This is a genomic window from Rothia nasimurium (genome assembly GCF_004569295.1).
Lineage (GTDB): Bacteria > Actinomycetota > Actinomycetes > Actinomycetales > Micrococcaceae > Rothia > Rothia nasimurium_B.
Map to the genome: position 1 here is coordinate 1 of NZ_SPQC01000015.1, position 19931 is coordinate 19931.

At 57.4% G+C, this 19931-nt stretch carries 20 protein-coding genes and 1 pseudogene; 6 read left to right on the plus strand and 15 right to left on the minus strand.

Features of this window, described 5'->3' with window-relative positions:
* Positions 1 to 202: Trp family transcriptional regulator (locus tag E4U03_RS05320; RefSeq protein WP_209304123.1), on the plus strand; the 202-nt coding region annotated here is incomplete at its 5' end.
* 10 nt (positions 203 to 212) lie between these two features.
* Here E4U03_RS05320 and E4U03_RS13330 read toward each other — a convergent pair.
* From E4U03_RS13330 to serS, 12 genes and pseudogenes are all read right to left on the minus strand, one after another.
* Complete coding sequence (locus E4U03_RS13330) at positions 213 to 503, minus strand: hypothetical protein (RefSeq protein WP_228065886.1); 291 nt, start codon at positions 501 to 503, stop codon at positions 213 to 215.
* Positions 504 to 534: 31 nt separating this feature from the next.
* A pseudogene (locus E4U03_RS13720) lies at positions 535 to 726 on the minus strand (AEC family transporter); the annotation flags it as partial.
* Between the two features lie 27 nt (positions 727 to 753).
* Positions 754 to 1119, minus strand: coding sequence for a thiol-disulfide oxidoreductase DCC family protein (locus E4U03_RS05330; RefSeq protein WP_167752310.1), 366 nt, complete (start codon positions 1117 to 1119; stop codon positions 754 to 756).
* A gap of 593 nt (positions 1120 to 1712) precedes the next feature.
* Entirely contained in the window at positions 1713 to 2150 is a 438-nt protein-coding gene (locus E4U03_RS05335; RefSeq protein WP_167752312.1) for a glycosyltransferase family 87 protein, read from the minus strand.
* Positions 2151 to 2356: 206 nt separating this feature from the next.
* Positions 2357 to 2725, minus strand: a complete 369-nt coding sequence (locus E4U03_RS13115; protein WP_194210387.1) for an antitoxin HicB — start codon at positions 2723 to 2725, stop codon at positions 2357 to 2359.
* Complete coding sequence (locus E4U03_RS13725; protein WP_416220616.1) at positions 2715 to 2984, minus strand: type II toxin-antitoxin system HicA family toxin; 270 nt, start codon at positions 2982 to 2984, stop codon at positions 2715 to 2717. Before E4U03_RS13725 ends, E4U03_RS13115 begins: the two co-directional genes overlap by 11 nt.
* A 244-nt stretch (positions 2985 to 3228) precedes the next feature.
* Positions 3229 to 4089, minus strand: coding sequence for an HAD family hydrolase (locus E4U03_RS05350; RefSeq protein WP_228065888.1), 861 nt, complete (start codon positions 4087 to 4089; stop codon positions 3229 to 3231).
* 121 nt (positions 4090 to 4210) lie between these two features.
* Complete coding sequence (locus tag E4U03_RS05355) at positions 4211 to 5455, minus strand: ATP-binding protein (protein ID WP_135012198.1); 1245 nt, start codon at positions 5453 to 5455, stop codon at positions 4211 to 4213.
* A 144-nt stretch (positions 5456 to 5599) separates the two neighbouring features.
* Positions 5600 to 6463, minus strand: a complete 864-nt coding sequence (locus tag E4U03_RS05360; protein ID WP_135012200.1) for a metal ABC transporter permease — start codon at positions 6461 to 6463, stop codon at positions 5600 to 5602.
* On the minus strand, positions 6463 to 7209 hold the full coding sequence (locus tag E4U03_RS05365; RefSeq protein ID WP_167752317.1) for a metal ABC transporter ATP-binding protein: 747 nt from the start codon (positions 7207 to 7209) through the stop codon (positions 6463 to 6465). Before E4U03_RS05365 ends, E4U03_RS05360 begins: the two co-directional genes overlap by 1 nt.
* Positions 7210 to 7220: 11 nt before the next feature.
* The gene (locus E4U03_RS05370) at positions 7221 to 8189 is read right to left on the minus strand and encodes a metal ABC transporter substrate-binding protein (protein WP_135012202.1); all 969 of its coding nucleotides are present in this window, start codon (positions 8187 to 8189) and stop codon (positions 7221 to 7223) included.
* Positions 8190 to 8294: 105 nt separating this feature from the next.
* Entirely contained in the window at positions 8295 to 9599 is a 1305-nt protein-coding gene (serS, locus tag E4U03_RS05375; protein WP_135012204.1) for a serine--tRNA ligase, read from the minus strand.
* A 259-nt stretch (positions 9600 to 9858) separates the two neighbouring features.
* Between serS and E4U03_RS05380 the strand changes: the two genes are divergently transcribed.
* Positions 9859 to 10848 (plus strand): diacylglycerol/lipid kinase family protein, encoded by a 990-nt coding sequence (locus tag E4U03_RS05380; protein WP_167752313.1) that lies wholly within the window; start codon positions 9859 to 9861, stop codon positions 10846 to 10848.
* Here the strand turns inward: E4U03_RS05380 and pheA are convergent.
* On the minus strand, positions 10845 to 11798 hold the full coding sequence (gene pheA / locus E4U03_RS05385; protein WP_135012282.1) for a prephenate dehydratase: 954 nt from the start codon (positions 11796 to 11798) through the stop codon (positions 10845 to 10847). The two genes, E4U03_RS05380 and pheA, sit on opposite strands and share 4 nt — an antisense overlap.
* A 147-nt stretch (positions 11799 to 11945) precedes the next feature.
* Positions 11946 to 15161, minus strand: coding sequence for a DEAD/DEAH box helicase (locus E4U03_RS05390; RefSeq protein WP_135012208.1), 3216 nt, complete (start codon positions 15159 to 15161; stop codon positions 11946 to 11948).
* A gap of 638 nt (positions 15162 to 15799) precedes the next feature.
* Here E4U03_RS05390 and E4U03_RS05395 point away from each other — a divergent pair.
* The 4 genes from E4U03_RS05395 (at position 15800) to E4U03_RS13120 (ending at position 18667) form a co-directional block, all read left to right on the plus strand.
* Positions 15800 to 16480 (plus strand): DUF6318 family protein, encoded by a 681-nt coding sequence (locus E4U03_RS05395; RefSeq protein ID WP_135012210.1) that lies wholly within the window; start codon positions 15800 to 15802, stop codon positions 16478 to 16480.
* A gap of 1 nt (position 16481) precedes the next feature.
* A complete protein-coding gene (locus E4U03_RS05400) occupies positions 16482 to 17459 on the plus strand; it encodes a hypothetical protein (protein ID WP_135012212.1) in 978 nt (325 codons plus the stop codon).
* A 376-nt stretch (positions 17460 to 17835) separates the two neighbouring features.
* Positions 17836 to 18264: a hypothetical protein gene (locus E4U03_RS05405; protein ID WP_135012214.1), complete on the plus strand. Its 429-nt coding sequence runs from the start codon at positions 17836 to 17838 to the stop codon at positions 18262 to 18264.
* Entirely contained in the window at positions 18257 to 18667 is a 411-nt protein-coding gene (locus E4U03_RS13120; protein WP_135012216.1) for a hypothetical protein, read from the plus strand. The genes E4U03_RS05405 and E4U03_RS13120 overlap by 8 nt, the downstream gene beginning before the upstream one ends.
* Before the next feature lie 98 nt (positions 18668 to 18765).
* Here the strand turns inward: E4U03_RS13120 and ald are convergent, their stop codons facing one another.
* Complete coding sequence (gene ald, locus E4U03_RS05415) at positions 18766 to 19854, minus strand: alanine dehydrogenase (RefSeq protein WP_135012218.1); 1089 nt, start codon at positions 19852 to 19854, stop codon at positions 18766 to 18768.
* Positions 19855 to 19931 lie beyond the last annotated feature (77 nt).

Sequence of the window (19931 nt, forward strand, 5' to 3'; positions counted from 1 at the left end):
GAGCCGAAAGACCGAAGCCCAGAAGAAAGCCCAGGGCGCCAATCTTGCGAAGGGCGCGAATGCTTCTAGGGCTGTGCGGAGTGCTCAGGCTATCGGGCGTAGGGCGCAGATTCAGGCACTCAAAGAAGCTGGGTACACACAAAAAGCTGTTGCCGAAAAGCTGGGTCTGGGTATCGCTACCGTGAAGCGTGGATGGAACTAGCTCATGGGTATCATTTACGAAGCTTAATCAGCGGGTTTTTGATGGGTTGGGTGGCAACGGCTTTCATGGAGACCGAGCCGTGGGAGATGGCGTCCAGGATTGAAAGCACGATGGGGGCCGCGATTAGGAGCTGGAAGAGCAGGATAGGGGCTACCTGGGCAGCGTCGCCCACGATGTAGGTTGCTACGGGCAGGCCCATGTTGTTGGCGTTGATGTAGCCGCTGGCTGCAGCACCCACGGTGACGATGCCGGCGTCCTTTTTTGAGCAGGAACCTGGCGATGACGGCGAAAAGCAGGGCAACCGTAGCGAAGCTCAAGATAGCCACGGGAAGACGGCCGGAGAAGATAACGTGCAGGTCAGCCTCGGCCATGGTCACGAACATGAGCGGGGGCAGGGCTACGAAGAAGGCAAAGCGGTTGAGGGAGAGCCCGGAGTTGGGCGGCAGAATATCGAGGCGGGCGACCAGGTAGCCTACGCCCACCACTACCGCGATGATGGTAAACCCTTCGAGGACTGCGAGCATACTGGGCTTCTTTCTGCCGTCAAGCCCTTAGGGCTTGAGCTGGCAGACGGTGGAACGGTTGGTGGAGATTCGCAGGTAGACCCGCTCAGCCAGCGGGCGCAGCAGGGGGTTCTTCAGGGCGGACGCCACCACCCGCACGGGCGCGTACCGGCTGGCGGAAAGGGCTAGAGCGATGGCGAGCGCCCCGTAGGCCACCTGCCCGGTGGGGGTGATGAAGGGGATTTGGCGCATGAAGCGTTCGAGGTCGACGCCGTGCTCTTGTAGGCGGTCATAGTGCCCGGCCTGCACCCGGGCGTCTAGGCCCAGGTGGGTGAGTACTCGGGCGGCTTTTTGGCAGATGCCGCAGTCGGGGTCATAGAGTAGGACGCCGGTGGCGGGCAGGGAGTTACTCACGGTGAGCCTTTCTCTGCGGGGGCAGGTATAAGACCACCATAGCAAGCAGGGTGAGCAGCACCAGAGATGAGCGCATTATTTCAACGGGTATAACGGGCCAGCCGACATGAGCTGCTAGGTCACCCAGGTCTGTGAGTTGAGCCAGGCAGGCTTAACATCCAGATAATGGCCAGAGCGCGTGCAGCTCGCCCACGAGTAACCAACACTGCAAGAGTGGGTATAACCCAGACCCAATGGTGCAACCAGGACACCGGGGAAAGCAGGCAAGTAGCACAACCGAGTACTGCGGCAGCAGCAAAACCATCACCACACATTAACTCTCGGTGGGCCTGGGAAAACGCTACCGCCACAACAGCTAGCAGTAAAGGTGCTAACAGGAGCAGAGAATGGGTATCTACCCAGCGTTCAGCCACACCCTGCAGAGAGCTGTTACCCGAAGTAGCGAAGTTGCTTCCTAAATCGACAACATTTTCCAGGCCAGAGAGTATTAGACCCAAAATAGGTTGAACTAGGTTCAGGCAGGAGCAGGAACCCCAGGACTACGGTAGCCAAGGCTGTCGCCGTTGCCGTCAAAGCCAGGCGCAGGCATCCGCTTACCCAGAAGAAAAAATAAAAAGAGCCGGAGTCAGTTTGATTCCTGCTGCCAGCCCAATCAGCACTCCGCGAGGCAGATAGCGAGCCTGCGGGCGAACCATGTCGATGAGGCAGAGAGAAACAAGAAGCAGATTAATCTGCCCAAAGATAAGATGCTGAGCTACGACGTTCAGGGGTAGGGCAAGCAGGTAGGTGGCGGAGGGTGTCGCGACCGGGCGGACGCCGGTGAGGTGCGGGCGCACGTAGATGAGACTGAGTAAGAGCAGGATGCCCAGCGCCAGGCAGTTGAGGAAGGTCCAGACCCAAGTCCTAGCGGCTCCGGCAGCCAGGCTAAAGGAATCAGCAGCAGAGTGGTAAAGGGCGTGTACACGAAGGGGAGCCCCTGGGGTACGTGTACACCCCGGTAATGTTCTGACTATAAAAGTCAGCCCCGGCAAGCACAGCTACTCCGGTTCCACGGTAGACTCCGTAGTCAGCCGGATTAAAAATGAGGGTTGAGTCCAGGAATGAGCAACGTGCCCAGGCGGTAGCCAGAGCTAAAAGGCAGAGAGCAACCGCTCCTGCACAATAGTTCTTAAGGACGGAACGGTTCGCCCCCCCTGAGAGCCCTGATGCTGGTTATCAACGAGGGTGACGCTCATGTCTAGGCAACCTGGAGCTGCTGAACGCGTGCTTTTGAAACTTCAAGAATCGCTGCTGTCTCACCTAGCGAAAGCCCATCTTGTCTGAGTTGCCGCACAACTTCTCGAATCTTTGCTGCAGCTTCCTCTTCTTTTTGCTGGGCGAGTTTTAGGTCTCGGCGAGCTGACTCAAGTTCCTCAGATACTTTTTCATAAATCAGGTGAACCCGAATAGTAGAAAAGTCGATGTCGGGGTTAAGGGTGCCCATATAATCAATTACTTGCTGGCGGGCAGAGGTAAGACTACGCACCTGGGTAGCATTGTCTTCATCGATAATGAGTTCCCATCCACCCATCCAGGGACGCGCCAGAACGTTAAGATCAGTTTTCATTCTGCTCTTTCTCCTTAATAGCTTTTAAAGCGTTTCGTGTAACGGCGGGCGAAATCTCGCGAGTCTGCGTGATGATAACTGGTCGTGAAATACCGGGGTAAGACCATTTCTCATGGTCCCCTTTTCCTTCACTTCGAGTAAACCCCGCAGCTACCAGCAAAGCCACAAGATCCCTGTATTTCATGGGCTTGACCATACATATAGTATATCCCCCCCTACACCCAATAGGTATAGAGGGGATATATGGGGACTTATTCATTAGGGTAGGTGGAGCAGGCTCACAGCGAAGCTGCTAGCTCGGATGAAGTGAGCGAGTGCGACAGCACGCAAGAGCGAACGGAATTCGCCGCTAGGCGGGGCACGAATCGCCTTGTGATGAGCACCGAGATTCCGAGCGCGCGAGGAAAATAAATCTCGGTGCGAATCTGGCGAGCCTGCGAGTCAGCTAGCGAACCAGGCGCGAGCGTGAGCCTGCGCCCCCCTTATAAATAAGCCTCATGGTTTTAGAGCAGGTCGCGAAGGATCGGTACCGTGCCGTCCTCGTAGACCGAACCGGTGACGTCCGTAGCCAGCTCCGCCACCTCGGGCAGGGCCTGGCCCATGGCAACACCGCGGGCTGCCCAGTGGATCATTTCTTTGTCATTGAGGCCGTCGCCGATGGCGATGGTGCGGCGGGGGTCCACGCGCAGCTTGCGGCGGATTTGTTCCAGGGCGGTCGCTTTCGAAACCCCGTGCGCAGCTACGTCCAGCCAGGCGCTCCAGCCCACCGCGTAGTTCACCCCGTGCAGGCCCGAATCGTAGATAGCGCGTTTGAAATCGTCGGGAGTGTCTGTGGGTGAGCAGACCACCACGCGCACGGCCGACTTCATCGCAGCCATCTCGGTGCGGGTGGTTTTCACGGTGTTGACGCCGAAGGACCAGTCCTCAAAGTTATCGGTGGCATAGACCGTTCCGTCGGGTGCTTCCAGGGCCAAGGACGCGTGCGGCAGCTTAGCCTTGAGCAGGGTAATGGCGTTGGAGGGGTCGAAGCTAACCTTGTCGATGATGCGGTAGCCGGCTTCTAGGGAGGGGTCGATGCTGAGGGTAACCGCGCCGTTGGAGCTCACCGCGTAGCCGCGCGTCAGCCCAATCATCTCAACGATGGGCAGGGTGGCGCCCAGGGAGCGTCCGGTGGAAATCACCACGTGGTGGCCCGCGTCCACGACATCCTGCGCGGCCTTTTTGACAGCCTCACTCATGGCCCCGTCGTGGTTGACCAGGGTGCCATCAACGTCGATAGCAACCAGGTACTTGGCACCTTCTTCTTTCTGCCAGGCAGAGCGGCGCAGCGGCAGGGTTTGCATGTCTTTGATCTCTGAAATCATCGGTGTCTCTTTTCTCTCGTGTAGACCAGACTATACAAAAGCCGGGTTAAGGCAAGGTGAGCAGGGGGTGAAGGGCCGCCTAGCGGGGCGGACTAGAATGCCACCGCCCCCCTGGCAGAACTCATTGGGTAAGCGCAGTAAAGGCCACCACCTTGACGCCGTCCTTACGCTGGTAGGACAGGCCGCCGCCCGTCAGCACAATAAGCTCAGGGCTGTACTCGTACCGGCTGAGATCCAGCTGATCCCTGAAGTTCTTTAAAGAGGTAGCCGCCTTCTCTACTGTTTCTTCGCGGGAGCCCAGCTTGATTTCTACCAGAGCCCATCTGCCATCGTGCCGCTCTAGCACTGCGTCTACCTCCCTGCCCGAAGAATCTCGCGCATGAGACACGGTGCCCTGATCTCCCATATAAACGGAAAGGTCATGTACGACCTGCGACTCAAAGAGTTGCCCCGCAAAATCGAGGTCCTGCAGTACCTTCTGAGGGGTAGCCCCCAAAGCAGCGACCACAAGCGCAGGGTCAGCCATATGACGTTTAGGAGAGTTTCGCAGAGTCGCTTTAGACCTCAGGTGGGCAGACCATGCAGGTTGCTCTACGTGAATAAAAATCCGGGAGAGCGCAGCAATATAGTCAGCGGCCGTATCTCTGTTGATTCCTGAGTCTTGGGCAAGAGTAGAAAACTTGAGTTCAGTACCAATGCCTCTGCCCAGGGACCTCAGCAAACGACGCACTTGCGCAGGGTCACGGCGTACCCCGTCAGGTGTGCGGATATCCACGTCGGCAACGGTTGATACATAGTCCCTGAGATTCTCTAGGGCCGCGTCTAAAGGCAAGTGAATAAAGGCTGGCCAGCCACCCCGACACATGCGGTCTATGAGGTCGCTAATGCTCACTGCCGGGGCTGCTGCCCGTGGGGCCTCGCCCTCTAGCAGTTCTCCCAACGATACTTGTCGTGTTGATTCTCCCGATTCGGCAAGAGACATGGTGTTCATCTGCAGACGGGCAAAACGCCCTGCCCCGGTATGCCTAGCGGCTGTCTCTCCCGGTGCGGTAGACCCGGTGAGAATATACCCACCGGTCAGTTTACGGTCATCGACGTCGCGTCTCACGACATCCCACATCACCGGGTGAAGCTGCCACTCATCCAGGAGGCGGGGATGTTCCCCTAGCAAGAGCAGAGAGGGGTCAATCTCAACAGTCTGAGACACCTGAGGGTCTACATCCAAACGTACCTGACTCTGAGCAACCTGCAGGGCTGTTTCTGTCTTACCGCAGCCTTTGGGGCCCTCAATCAGCACGGCTCCTGCCCGGTTCAGAGCACGAGTCAAAGCTCCGTCAGCAAATCTTTGAATATACTGGTCAGACATGCCTAAAACCCTCCAGCTCCGCACTTTGTAATAATTATATTGGGCAGTTTAGATATATTTTATTCCGCATTTTGTGGTTAATCCATTCCGCACTTTGTGATGATTCTGTTAGGCATCTTGGAGGCGGCCGAATCCGCTTTGTGTCTAGCTTCTGTTAGCCCCTACAACCGCCCTCTTAGCCCGCGCAACCGCCAGCAGGCCGTGGTGCGGGGCGAAGAGGTAGGCCAGGCCAAAGAGGACGCCGAGGGCCAGCACCACGGTGCCGCCGGCTGAGACGTCGAGCAGGTAGCCCATGAAGAAGCCAGCAAGGGCAGAGGTCAGGGAGACCCCTGCCGAGATGAGCAGCATGGTAGTGAAGCGGTCGGTGAGTAGGCGGGCGGTTGCCCCCGGTATCACCAGCAGGGCTACAACCAACACAACACCCACGATTTGGAGGGCCAGCACAGAGGTCAAGGCCAAGGCAACCAGCAGCAGGCCGGAGAGCAGTTTGGGGTTGAGCCCGATGGCGTGGGTGTAGCCGGGGTCGAAGGCGTAGAGCACCAGGTCACGGCGCTTAAGAAGCAGCACAGCAACAACTAGCACGGCTAGCAGGCCTATCTGCCAGACATCCGCCCACGATACGCCCAGCACGTTGCCGAAGATGACCGAGTGCAGGTCAACCTGGGAGGGGAAGGCCGAGAGGAGCACCAGCCCCAGGGCGAACATGACGGTGAAGACGATGCCGATGGCGGCGTCCTCGCGCACGCGCCCGCGGGCGGCAACCGACCCTATGAGGGCGACCGCTACCAGGGCAGCAATCAGGGCGCCCAGGGCGAAGGGGGCACCCAGAATGTAGGCCAGGGCCACACCGGGAAGCACGGCGTGGGAGATGCCGTCACCCATGAGCGACCAGCCCATGAGCACCAGCCAGCAGGAGAGCAGGGCGCAGACCAGGGCCGCCAGCACGGTAACCAGCAGGCCGCGCTGCATGAAGCCGTAGGTGAGCGGTTCGATGAAGAGTTCGTACATTAGTTCTCCCCTGTCAGCGGGTTCATTCCGAAGGCTCGCACGATATTTTCGGGGGCCAACACGGTGGCGGGGTCGCCGGTGAGCAGCACTTCGTTGCGGAGCAGGATGGCGGTGTCGGCCAGGTCTGCCAGGTTGGCTAGGTCGTGGGTTGAGATGAGTATGCCAGCGCCGTCGGCACGCAGCTCTTTGAAGAGGCTCACCAGCATAGCTTCGCTCTTTTTATCGACGCCGGCAAAGGGTTCGTCGAGCAGGAGCAGGCGGGCCCCCTGGGCCAGCCCGCGGGCAACGAAGGCGCGTTTGCGCTGACCGCCAGAGAGGTTGCCGATTTGCCGGTGGACCAGGTCGGTGAGCCCGACCCGTTCCAGGGCGGTATCGATGGCGGCCCGGTCGGTAGCGCCCAGGCGGCGGGTGATGCCCCGTCTACTGTAGCGCCCCTGGCTGACCACGTCGCGCACCGAGACCGGGAAGGTGAAGTCGATATCCTCGCTCTGGGGTACGTAGCTGACCAGGCCCTGTTTGCGGGCCTCGCGCGGGGCAAGCCCGTTAATCCGGATTCTGCCCGATGCTGGCACCACGCCCATAATGGCTTTGAAGAGGGTGGACTTGCCAGAGCCGTTCATGCCGACCAGCCCGCAGATGCTCCCCGGGGCAACGTGTAGGGACGCCCGGTTCAGGGCGCGCACGGCTCCGGAGCCGGGTGCCCCGTAGGTGACGGTCACGTCGGTGAGTTCAAGCAGAGGATGGATGGTATTCACGGTTACCCTTCGTCGTCCAGGTGAGTGCTTGTGCCCAGGTGTTCAGCGATGAGGGCGATGTCGTAGCGGAGCAGGTCGAGGTAGGTGGGTACGGGGCCGTCGGCGTCAGAGAGGGAGTCGACGTAGAGAGCTCCGGCATAGTGGGCTCCGGTATCGGTGGCGATCTGTTCCATGGTGCGGGTGGGCACGGTGGATTCGCAGAAGACGGCGGGCACTGCGCTGCCCGCTACCCGGTCGGAGAGTTCCATCATGCGGCGGGCACCGGTTTCGCCGTCTGAGTTGACGGCCCAGAGGTAGGCTTCGTCAAGGCTGGCGTCGGCTGCCAGGTAGGAAAAGGCACCTTCGCAGGTGACCAGAAGCCGCTGATGGTCAGAGAGGTGGGAGAGGGACTCGACCAGCTCGGTCTGCAGGGCGGTGAGTTGTTGCTTGTAGGCGTCGGCATTAGCCCGGTAGCTGTCGGCGTGGGCCGGGTCGAGGTCGGCCAGGACCGCCGCGATGTTATCGGCGTAGGTGTGTGCGGCGACCGGGCTCATCCAGGCGTGGGGGTTGGGGTAGCCTTCCCCCTCCCCTTCGGAGATGCTGAGGGGCGTGATTCCCTCAGTGACGGTAACAGCAGGGGCGTTGGCGTCCTGCAAAAATTGCTCAAGCCAGGCTTCGAGGTTGAGGCCGTTGGCGAGGATCAGGTCGGCGTCCGCTGCCTTGCGCACGTCCGATGGGGTGGGCTCGTAGCCGTGGATTTCAGCCCCGGCTTTGGTGAGAGATTCGACCTCAACGTGCTCGCCACCAATGGCGCTAGCCATGTCTGCGAGCACGGTGAAGGTGGCGAGTACCCGGGGTTTTTCCTGAGTTGTGGTTTGCACGGACGCCTGCGGGGCGGCGTCCTGCCCGGTACCGCCCGGGGTGCAGGCGGAAAGGACGCCCGCCACCAGCACCAGCACGCTGGCCAGTAGGGCGCGGGTAGGGTTGGGCATGGGAGCTCCCTTCCTCGGTCACGATTAAAAGCAGAAGGTACCATCTACGTCGATTATACCCACAAACGAGGTGGTCTTTTCCGAAGTAGATGGTATCTTACGGGGTTAGGCTGCTACGGGGATAACCTCAAGGCCGCCCATGTAGGGGCGCAGGGCCTCGGGGATACGCACGGAGCCGTCTGCCTGCTGGTGGGTTTCCAGGATCGCAACCAACCAGCGGGTGGTCGCCAAGGTACCGTTCAGGGTGGCAACGGTGCGGGTACCGCCCTTCTTGGTCTTGCCGTCTGCGGTGACGGTGTCGGGCATGCGCTCACGCACGTTCAGGCGACGGGCCTGGTAGGTGGTGCAGTTAGAGGTTGAGGTCAGTTCGCGGAAGGCACCCTGGGTGGGCACCCAGGCTTCGCAGTCGAACTTACGGGCGGCGGACGAGCCCAGGTCGCCCGCGGCGGTGTCGATTACGCGGTAGGAGAGCTCGCACTTGGCCAGCATTTCTTCTTCCCAGGCCAGCATCTTGGCGTGCATGTCTTCTGCCTGCTCGACGGGGCAGTAGACGAACATTTCGGCCTTGTTGAACTGGTGTACGCGGATAATGCCGCGGGTATCCTTACCGGCGGAGCCGGCTTCGCGACGGTAGCAGGACGACCAGCCCAGGTACTTCTTCGGGCCTTTCTCGAAGTCGATGATTTCGTCGGCATGGTAGCCAGCGATAGCGACCTCGGAGGTGCCGACCAGGTAGAGGTCGTCGCGCTCGAGGCGGTAGATTTCGTCGTCGTGTTCGACGTTGAAGCCGGTGCCGTTCATGGTTTCGGGGCGCACCAGGGTGGGGGTGGTGAGCATGGTGAAGCCGTTGGCGGTGGCCTGGTCGAGGGCCATCCACATGAGGGCCTGCTCCAGGCGGGCTACGTGGCCCTTGAGGAAGTAGAAGCGGGAGCCTGAAACCTTGGCGCCGCGCACCATGTCGATGCCGTCAACCAGTTCGCCGATTTCCAGGTGGTCGCGGGGTTCAAAGCCGTCTGCTTCGAAGTTGCGGGGTTCGCCTACCTGCTTGATGACCACGTAGTCGTCCTCGCCACCGGCAGGAATGCCGTCAATAATCAGGTTGCCTACGCCGGCGACCAGTTCTTCCTGGCGGGCGGCAGCGGCGTCGGCGGTAGCCTTGGCTTCTGAGACCTTCTGGGAGAGTTCCTTAACCTCAGCAAGCAGGGCTTGCTTTTCTTCCTTGGCGGCCTTGCCAATCTTCTTGGAGAAGACGTTCTGTTCGGCGCGCAGCTTCTCGAACTCGTTGATGGAGGTGCGGCGGGTGGCGTCCGCTTCGAGAATCTGGTCGATGACGGTTTCGTCAGCGCCGCGAGCGCGCTGGGAGGCACGGAAGGCGTCGGGGTTTTCACGCAGGAGGTTAATGTCAATCATGCCTCTAAATTTACCGTAGTTGTCGCTGCGATGACAGGCGGACGGACGCCGGGCGGTGGCGCGCGGTTTTCTTCAGTATGCTGGTGATATGGTTTCGCGGTCGACTGTTGTATCTTCTCTTGCTGTTTCTGCTGCGCTGGCTGGTGTCGGGGCTGTGTTTGCGGTGCGGCGGGGGCGGCGGGCGCGCCCTGATTTGTTCCCGGTGTACCGTCCTTTTCATCGCCGGGTGGAGCCGGGTGAGCCGCGCCAGGTTGCGGTGGTGTACAACCCCTCGAAGGCGCGGGCGGAGTCGGTGAACCGCATTATTACTGCTGAGCTGGGGTTTGCGAACTGGCCGAAGGCGCGTTTTTATGAGACTGAGGTGAGCGACCCCGGTTTTGGTATGACCCGGCAGGCCGTGACTGATGGGGCTGAGATTGTTCTGGCTGTGGGCGGTGATGGGACGGTGCGGGCAGTGGCGGACGGCCTGGCCGGAAGCGGGGTACCCCTAGGTGTGGTTCCCCTGGGTACCGGGAACCTCCTAGCCCGCAACCTTGAGATGAACGTGGAAGATTTACACGCCTGCATCAACGTGGCCCTGCACGGGGAACTGCGGGCCGTCGACATGATTCACATGACGATGACCAGCTCAAAGAACCTGCCAGCGGTGAACTACCTGGTCATGGGCGGGGCGGGCTTTGACGCCCAGATTATGACCGACACCCGCGAGGACCTCAAGGCAAAAATCGGCTGGCTGGCCTATGTTGAGGCCAGCATGAAGCACATGTTTACCCGCCGCCGCCCCGCCGAGATTTCGGTCGATGGCAGTGAGGTCATCAAACGCAAGATTCGCACGGTACTGGTTGCTAACTGCGGCAAGATTCAGGGCGGGGTGAACCTGGCGTCGGTGGCGGAGCTGTCCGATGGGCAGCTTGAAGTGATTGTGCTGACGCCGCGCAACGTGTTGAGCTGGGTGCGCATGGCGGGGCAGTTCATTCTGCGTCGCCCCAACGTGCCTTTTCCGGTGGTTGAGCACTTTGTGGGCATGGACGTCCGCGTGGTCTTCCCGCACGCCCACCTGCCGGTAGAGGTGGACGGGGACGTGCTGGGGGACGTCACCGGCCTGCACGCCCAGGTGCACCCCGGCGCCGTAGTCGTCAATGTTTACCCTGACGACATGCAAATTCGTTCGCTTGGTGACCTCATGGACGCCCGCGAAGACATCGCCGAGCAGCAGCGCCGCTGGTGGCAGAGATTCTTGAGGCTCTAGATATTGTGCTTGAGGCTTTCGGGGCGTCCGCCGGGGAAGAGGGTTTCGACCCAGTCGCGGGCGGCGTTGAAAGAAGCCTCGTCGTGCATGGGGTCTACCGCGGCTAGGCGCTTGTCGGCGCGGGGGTAGGACCCCAGGTAGAGTACGCTGGGCGAGACCCGGTGGATACCGCGCAGGGCATCACGCACGCGGGCGTCGTAGAGGTGGCCGTCGATGTCGATGGAGAAGAAGTAGGCTCCCAAGAATTCGCCGGTGGGTCGGGACTCAATGCGGGAAAGGTTAATTCCCCGGGTTGAGAACTGTTCGAGCAGGTCAAGCAGGGCGCCGGGGCGGTCCTGGGGCAGCGGGATCACCAGGGTGGTTTTGTCTGCACCGGTGGGCGCGGGGGTTTCGGCGTCGCGGGCAACCAGCACGAAACGGGTGACAGCGTTCTTGTTATCACCGATGTTGTGGGCCAGCACCTGCAGCTCAGGGTGGGTCTGGGCCACAGCGGGCGAGCAGATAGCGGCCTCGTAGCTGGGGTTCTCGTTCAGCAGCCCCAGGGCAGCGCCCGCAGTGGACGAGCCCGGCAGGTAGTTCACGCTGGGCTTGTTCTCAGCTACCCAGGAGCGCACCTGCGCCCAGGCATGCGTATGGGTTGAGATAGTTTTGACGCTCTCTAAGGTGGTGCCGGGGCGGGCGACCAGCACAAAGGTGATGGGCACCAGCACTTCCCGCACGATACGCAAGGACCCCTCGAGCGAGGCAATAGCGTCCAGCGTTGCGGTGACGCCACCTTCAACAGAGTTTTCGATAGGAACCATAGCGGCGTCGGCGCTGCCGGCACGCAGGGCGTCGAGGGCTGCGGGTACGGACGTCGCGGGGATGCGTTCAGCGTCAGGCGCGCCAGGCACGGTGAGAAGGGCTGCTTCGGTAAAGGTGCCCGACGGGCCAAGGTAGGTGTAACGCATGGGGTCTAGTTTAGCGGGTGGACGCGGCACCCCGGCTCCCTGCCAAAGGGTTCGTGGAGGTTTGTACCGGGTGATGCCCATAAAGAGAGCCTTTTGTGAGCAGAACCCGGTACAAAGTGTAGGGAGGGAGCGGACGCCGGTCGGCAACTAGGCCGTAGAACGGGCCAGCGCAAAGAGGTCGGCGGGCAGAGGCCGTTCAAGCTCCCACTTAATATGCATCGGCTTTGAACCACTATGGGAACGGTAGTTTACAGGGCCTACAAACAAATACGGTGCGGTACCAATTCCGTCCTCTTTGGTATAACGCACAAAGAGTAAGGGCATTTGGCCCAGTTCTCCATGATGCTGGTAAATCTTTCCCAAACGACTATCAGGAGCGGTTGAATTCTGGGAGTCCCAGGCAAATTCACTCTCGGTCACTGCATAGTCTTTATACATCGTTTCAGGGGTAAAGTGCTTCTCAGATTTACTGAGGTTAACTAGCAGAGCAATAGTATCTGTTGTTCTTGACTCATAGACCCCTTGTACTGCACCGGCTGGCACCGACTTCTTTTCGTTCTCGTGAAGACCTATAGCAGCAAAGATTTCCTCACGCGAATAATAGGCATGGGTGCTGAGCGGGATGTCAGGCGATATAGTAGACAGACTCTGAGGCGCGTGCCTATCCGTACCAAGGCGATAGGACCAAATCTGTATGAGCTCTTGAATGAAGTACGGATGCTGGCGGAGCTCACTCAGCCCCTGGTCAAGCGTGAACTTCTCTTCACCGCTCCGTATCTTGCCCTTAGGCCAGAATGAAAAGAGAAGCATCCACGCAAAGCGTTTTTCGCGCATGCTAAGGTCTTTTTCCCATATATCGGTTGTCAGCAATCTTTGATAAACGTCAATTCGCTCTTCATCATTGACATTAGCCAAAGATTTAATTCGGTTCGAAAGATGTTCAGTTACCGAACCCTTTTCATACAGCCCAGAGATTCTAGGTATTTGACCGGCTTGGTCCAGTAAGAAAGTAAAAGTTAGCCCCTTACCGTTCTTAGTCTTCCGGCCATAGATATGGGCAAGTTCCAGGCCGTACCTATCAAGGTAGGGTTCTAGCAGCTCAGTAACGACAACTTCAAAATTCTTTTTCTTTTGCTCCTCAGCAAATATTTTAAGATTGTCGGCCAGCACTTCTACCTTGGGGTGGAGGGCTTCCTTAATGCTTCTCAGCACCTGCTCTTGAGTTTTTTCATCAAGCTGGATGCTGCACCCTGGAGGCAGGTGAGGATTTTCAACCTCGCTAGGTGTCAAAATACCTGCACGGGTCAGTGAACGCATTTTCAAATCAAATCTGAATCCTTTAGCTTGATTGCCCACGAAGTCCAGTACAACCAGGACAGCTTTGTCAGGGGACCTGCGCAAACCGCGACCAAGCTGCTGTTGGAAGAGAGTCGGCGATTGAGTAGGACGGAGCATCAACAGGGTATCGACCTCAGGGATATCTACGCCTTCATTGAAGAGGTTAACCGTAAAAACTGTGGTGAGTTCATGTTCTGGGTCTTTCAGCTGGTCAATGACCTCTCGACGTCGTTCTGCGCTATCGTCGCCCAAAAGATAAGTAGCTGAAATGTCAGCCTTGCAAAGTTCTTCGGCCATGTAGCGCGCGTGTTCCCTATCGACGCAAAAACCAATAGCGCGCATGCTGCGGGGGTTAGCTATTTTTTCCTCAATTTGTTGCAGGATAAGCGCTACTCGTCTTTTATTGGCGAGGTAATACTGTGATAGTTCGCTGTCACGATAGCTTCCCCGCTCGAATGTGAGCCCGCTGAGGTCTGTTGCATCGTTGATGCCGTAGTAGTGGAAGGGGACCAACAGGTCGGCTTCAAGTGCGTCCCAAAGACGAAGTTGGGTAGCGACACGTCCGTCAAAATATTCAGCAGCAACATTTTTGCCGTCTGTGCGTTCAGGGGTTGCCGTCAGCCCCAGCAGTTCTTGAGGTTGGAAGTAGCTAAGAATTTTCTGGTAGGTGGGGGCTGAAGCATGGTGGAACTCATCAACGATAACTACATCGAAATGGTCAGGCGTGAAGCGTTCGGTGCTCGCGCTTGCGAGGGTTTGAACTGTGGCAAAGACCTGTTCATTGTGTTCAGGGACTACTCCCCCAAAGTACTGTTCACCGAAGTTAGCATCACGCATAACCATCGCAAAAGCGCTCTGAGACTGGTTCAGAATCTCTGCTTGGTGGGCGATAAAAAGGAGACGTAATTTTTTTCCGGATTCTTCACAGAGTCTCTTGTAGTCAAGAGCTGAAAAGATTGTCTTGCCTGTACCCGTAGCGGCCACAGCGAGGTTGCGGTGATGCCCTTTCTGGCGCTCTGCCTGAAGCTCGTCCAGCATAATAGCTTGATGTGGGTAAGGGTGAACATCTACATATGAAAAGTTAATCTGAAGATTTGGGCGGGCTGAAGCTCCCGTTCCTATCGTTGCCTGTTCTAAAGATCTATCGAGTTTCTCACGGTCTTTGTCTGACCCTGTGTAACTCTCAAACTGATGCGATTCCCAGTAGCTTTCAAATGCAGCGTTAAATTGACCAAGGATGCCAGGCGTAACGGTATTGGATATTCTCACATTCCATTCGAGGCCGTCCGTCAGTGCCGCGTGTGAGAGATTTGAGCTTCCCACGTAGCCAGTAGAGAAGCCTGTGTTTCGGTGAAATAGCCAGGCTTTTGCATGGAGACGCGTTGAGTTCTTTTCGTAGCTGATTTTGACTTCTGCACCATATTCTTGAACGAGCTTATCGACCGCTTTACGGTCTGTCGCTCCCATATACGTGGTAGTAATGACGCGGAAGGGGATGCCTCGCCTTTTAAGAATGTCTAGTTGAGGCGCAAGGACGTTAACGCCTGTCAGTTTAAGAAAGGAACAGAGCAAGTCGACCCTGTCGGCGCTTTCAAGCTCTTTCTTTATTTCTTCACCAAGCTGGGGCTCTTTGGGGTTGTTTGTTAAGAGTGCAACGCTGCTCAGCGGAGTGCTGGGACGGTTTGATGGTTTTCTCTGATGGCGGGGTTTGAGTTCTGTAAGTTGCACCAAAGAGCCAGTATTTTTTGAGTTCTCCAGCTCAAACACTTCATCAGGTCCTGATTCGTCCTCTAGCTGTGTAAGAAGCATGTTAACCAAAGCTATACGCTCATTAGCTTCGGTCTGCTCAAGTTTGGCCGCAACCTGTTGCGCTACATAACGAGCAAGAGAAGAAATGTGCTCAGCATCCTCACCTAGAATCTCTGATTCAACCCACTCAGTTTCAGGTGGAAGTTCCTGAGAGAGTGTCCTGCGGGTTTTAAGAGTTTCGTATAGCCCGAGAGGAAGAACCTGTTTATTGCTCATATATGCAGCATAAGGTTTTTCTGAAGTAGAACCTGACTTTTAAAGATAAAAACCTTCTACCCGGGTGTCGGATCTTCCCACTCTGTGTAGTAGACGTCATCTGTCTCATCGTGATAAGCCTCTGATATTCCCAAGCCCCAAAGGCAACGGCATAAAGCTTCTGCTCTGAGCTCGTCTACAATATAACATACCGCCTAGAAATACCCAGCCCTCAGTCATGCATTGGCCAGTTTCGCTATCAATCCTGTAGTCGTCAGCAAACCTATCTCCACACTCTGCGAGGTCTGCGTGCACCTCGCATCTGTTGGCCGGCTGAAGGGCATACAAAATAAGTTGATGGGTGCTCCATTCAGGCGCCTCTTGGCTCATAGATACTCCTCAAGTATTTTCCTAGAGCTACTGGAATAATCTATCGGCCAGCGCAATAAAAAGCAGATCCTCCATAACAATTGACTTCTCAAAGCAAACTGTAGGCCCATTAGACCACGTCAGACGCAAGACCTGTGGATAACTGGCCGTCTTCGGCGTAATCTGCTGTCAAAAACCAGGCAATCGGGCCGAAACTCTTGCCATGGCACAAACCCAGCACTATAAACACACATAAGACCTAGTCACAAAGATGTTACCAGGAGACCCTTATGAAACACACTCCCACCCGCAATCTTGCCCTAACAGCTATCGCCCTACTAGCTCTTACAGGTTGCAGTGCGCAGGCAACGGGCTCGGTTCCCGAACCAGATTCAAGCACCACGACTTCCGCAGTAGCTTCAAGCACAGCGAGCGCCACTGAGGAAACCGCCAAGGCAGAAGAGACCAATTATTCAGGCGGCTCGAAAGCACCCGAAGGTGAATACCGTGCTGCTGATGAGCACGGCCCCGCCCAGAACGTGCCCAAACCGGTTGCTCCAGAAGGCATGAACGTTGAAAGTACCGAGGCCATGCTTCTATTCATCAACTACTGGAATGACATGCGAAACTACGCAATCCAAACTGGAGATACTCACGACCTCATACATATGTATGAAGACACCTACGAAGCTGACCTACAGTTTATCGACTCTATTGACAAACTTTATAAAAATGGCGGATGGATTATAGGTCTCAATCGTGAGCTACACCCAAATCGAGAGCTAATCACCAGTCTTGGAGATAACTCATACAGTTTGGGGGCAAATATTACTGTCGAAAACGGAGTTATCAATGAAGTACATAGTGTCAAGAGCATCGATAACTCTGAAGCAAATCTCAATGGTTATGAGATTATCGCGACTTTCAAAGATGGGGAGTGGAAGGTCTCTAATGGGAAGGTAGTCAAATAAAGTGAAAAAATACTGTCTGGCATTCTCCCTGATATCGCTTGGACTGCTCGCGCCGCTAAACTCAGCTATAGCTAATGACTCCGGTGAGACTGACGGCGATGAGTTCAAGGTAAGTATTGAATATGATTGGGAAACCTCAACTGGCTTCGAACAGGATGAAACGATAGTCGAAGACCACAAGGTAGAAGGCAACCTAACAGATACCTTGGCGGCAGTTAAACTTATCTACTTCGATAAGCCCCGAGGCCCCAACCGCGCTGCCCTGATGGTAGGAGGCTCGCCCACCCCAGGAACCTACTGCCTAGCAACTAACGGCAACGTAGGCACCCTCTCCCTTGTACCAGACGACTGGGCCGACGGCTCCGACACCCCCTACAACACACCCCAAGGCACCATCGGCTGCGTCCCCCTCACCCCAGCCGAGCTCGAAGCCGCCGGCCTAGAACTCGCCGAAGAAAACGGGCAAACCGTGCTGCGCACCATCCGTGTAACGCTCACCACCCACGACTTCGACACCTTTCCCATCGCAGCCGCCACACCCCAACAAGAACGCGCACCCCACACCCTCAAAAACTACAACACCAACTTCTGGGCCAACCCCAACCCCCAAGAATTCACGCGCACCATCAATGGCCAAAACGTCGTACTTCACGCAACCCCCATCTCCTACACCTTCGACTACGGGGACGGCGCCACGCTCGGCCCCGTCGTCTACCCCGGCTACCAGCTCGGCGCGGACGTCTGGGACCAGCTCACCGACACCTCCCACCGCTACACAGACCCCGGCGACTACTATTTCGCCCTGACCACCACCTACCGCGGTGAATACTCGGTAGACGGCGGCCCCTGGCAGGTCATCGACGGAACTGTCAGCCGCACCAGCGACCCGCAACTTGTGCGAGTCTGGCGCACCAAGGTTGGGTTAGTTGCCGACGACTGCACCCCAGGTGCGGACGCCTGGGGCTGCACCACGGGCTAGTTCCGCCACCGGCCAGCACAGAAACTTCACCAGAAAAGTATTTTCTTAGGTTTCGCACAGGTTCCCCGAATTGAGCTCAAAGGTTGGGGTGCCATAGTTAAAGACATGAGGACGAGGAGAGAAAACCTCACCATCTCAAGAGACTGAGAATCTCACCGTGGCGATGAGTCACCTCTTTCAGAGAAATGTGTGTAACCTCTGAAGCTCCTCCCGTGAGGGATAGGTGCAAAAGAAATGTGTGTGTATGAGAAAAGGTCGCAACCAGAAGGTTGCGACCTTTTCTCTATCCTCCAGACCAACGAAAAATAACAGGCAACTCTAACCTGACTAGAGCCCACAGTTCTACAATGGTAGAAATCTCAAGGAGGAGATTCCCATGACCGAACAGACCATCCAGTCCCGCCCGCCCGTACAGCAGGCGTCCGAGCCCTATTATCTACGAAGAGTGCTCGGCTACAGCTGGTTGCAAACCCTCACCATCACAGCCCTCTTCACGGCTCTCGCAGCCAGTCTCATATTCCAGGCCCACCTGCTCAATATGGTTCTTGTCTTCTGCTGTGTGGCGTTCGGTTTTTACATCAGCCGTCGTCGAGCATCAGCAAAAATAACCTTGCCTATCAGCTATGGTTTAGCCTCCCAGACGGTTTTCGCAGTGGCCGTCCTTGCCCTGCTCTTTCCTGGTCTGGATGACCCTGCCAGCGCCACCTGGCGCCTCCCCCTCCTGGCAGTCACCACCTTCTTCTTCCACCGCTTCGTCACACCCGGCTACCACCTCATTGAAGAGAAGAAAGCCTCTCATGGCTGATTCCACCACCAGGAATCTAGTCTTCGGGGCGCCGGTTTGGCCGTCTTTGCTAGCAGCCTTCGGGTTTAGCCTTATAGCCTGGGCAGATCACATCGACAGTATCTGGCTCAGGGTGGCTAACGTTTTCATTGTCTATATCGGGCTTAGCCTCATGCCGTTACCCAGAACCTTCACACCGGTTAAACCCGCACTCATTTCTCTCGGAGCATCGCTCCTCATTATTGCCCTGCTAGTCGGCACCACCATTCTGGTGCACGAGGTTCTCTTCCCCGAGCCCTTCGCACAGAGCGTCCCCGGCGCAGTTGCCAACCAGGCCATCACCGGGCTGGTCGCTTTCGTGCTCTTCCGCTGGGCTATGCCGGTACTTCCCAGCTACGAGGGTAAGCACGCGTCCAACCGCTAAACCAGTACCGGAAATATACAAAGGACGCCCGCCCCACTCCCCTGCCGCAGGGCAGAAAGGTGGGGCGGGCGTCCGCACCCTTAAGCTACCTCTAAAACCTAGGCGGCAGGCAGCTCAGGGAATGCCTCAGCAACGCCGGGGAACGTAATCTTGCCAGCATCGGTGTTCAGGCCCAGAGCCAGATCAGGGTTGTTGGCCAGGGCCTCATCCACACCAGCAGCCAGCTTCAACACATAGGGCAGGGTGGCATCGGTCAGGGCGATAGTCGAGGTGCGGGGCACAGCACCGGGCATGTTAGCAACGCAGTAGTGACGGATGCCGTCCACCTCAAAAATCGGGTCAGCATAGGTGGTGGGGCGGGAAGTCTCGAAGCAACCGCCCTGGTCAATCGCGACGTCAATCAGCAAGGTGCCGGGCTTCATGGTCTTCAGGTGCTCACGGCGCACAACCTTAGGAGCCTTAGCGCCAGGAACCAGAATCGAACCAATAATCACATCGGCCTCAGCGATTTCACGCTCAATATTCGCGGGAGTAGAGTTCAGCACGCGCGCAGTAGACCCAAACAGGTCAGACAGTTCACGCACACGGGGGCCGTAACCCTCAAGAATAGTAACCTCAGCGCCAGCACCAACAGCCAGCTTAGCGGCGTGGGTACCCACGTCACCGCCACCCAGAACCACAACGCGGCCAGGGGCAACACCGGGCACGCCACCCAGCAGAATACCCTGGCCACCCTCGGTAGCCATGGTGTACTGGGTCGCAGCCTGAGCAGCCAGACGGCCCGCAACCTCACTCATGGGGAGCAGCAGGGGCAGGGCACGGCCGTTACGCACGGTCTCGTACGCAATACCGCGGGTCTTCGCAGCCAGCAGAGCCTCGGTCAGGGGCTTGTCAGCAGCCAGGTGCAGGTAAGTAAAAAGGGTTAGGTCCTCACGCAGGTACTTGTACTCGGGCTCAATCGGCTCTTTGACCTTGACGAGCAGCTCGGCCTTAGTCCAGGCCTCTTCCTGGCTGACCGGGGTAGCCCCGGCCCTCTCGTATTCCTCATTGGAAAAGCCTGCGCCGAGCCCGGCGTCCTTCTCAATCAGCACGTCGTGGCCAGCCTGAACAAGAGCCAGCACGCCGTCAGGGGTGAGGCCAACGCGCTGTTCCTGGGGCTTGATTTCGCGGGGTACGCCAATGCGCATGAGGGGGTCTCCCATTCATTTTCGTCGTTGAAAAATGTTGCGTTAATCAGCCTACGCCCTTTTGTTGAACAAAGACA

Bases quoted from the DNA above. Each gene is read 5' to 3' on its own strand.
- E4U03_RS05405 (WP_135012214.1), top strand. From the start codon at position 17,836: ATGACCGAACAGACCATCCAGTCCCGCCCGCCCGTACAGCAGGCGTCC.
- E4U03_RS05360 (WP_135012200.1), bottom strand. From the start codon at position 6,463: ATGTACGAACTCTTCATCGAACCGCTCACCTACGGCTTCATGCAGCGC.
- E4U03_RS05370 (WP_135012202.1), bottom strand. From the start codon at position 8,189: ATGCCCAACCCTACCCGCGCCCTACTGGCCAGCGTGCTGGTGCTGGTG.
- E4U03_RS05390 (WP_135012208.1), bottom strand. From the start codon at position 15,161: ATGAGCAATAAACAGGTTCTTCCTCTCGGGCTATACGAAACTCTTAAA.
- pheA (WP_135012282.1), bottom strand. From the start codon at position 11,798: ATGCGTTACACCTACCTTGGCCCGTCGGGCACCTTTACCGAAGCAGCC.
- E4U03_RS05355 (WP_135012198.1), bottom strand. From the start codon at position 5,455: ATGTCTGACCAGTATATTCAAAGATTTGCTGACGGAGCTTTGACTCGT.
- E4U03_RS13725 (WP_416220616.1), bottom strand. From the start codon at position 2,984: ATGAATAAGTCCCCATATATCCCCTCTATACCTATTGGGTGTAGGGGG.
- E4U03_RS13115 (WP_194210387.1), bottom strand. From the start codon at position 2,725: ATGAAAACTGATCTTAACGTTCTGGCGCGTCCCTGGATGGGTGGATGG.
- E4U03_RS05395 (WP_135012210.1), top strand. From the start codon at position 15,800: ATGAAACACACTCCCACCCGCAATCTTGCCCTAACAGCTATCGCCCTA.
- ald (WP_135012218.1), bottom strand. From the start codon at position 19,854: ATGCGCATTGGCGTACCCCGCGAAATCAAGCCCCAGGAACAGCGCGTT.
- E4U03_RS13120 (WP_135012216.1), top strand. From the start codon at position 18,257: ATGGCTGATTCCACCACCAGGAATCTAGTCTTCGGGGCGCCGGTTTGG.
- E4U03_RS05350 (WP_228065888.1), bottom strand. From the start codon at position 4,089: ATGATTTCAGAGATCAAAGACATGCAAACCCTGCCGCTGCGCCGCTCT.
- serS (WP_135012204.1), bottom strand. From the start codon at position 9,599: ATGATTGACATTAACCTCCTGCGTGAAAACCCCGACGCCTTCCGTGCC.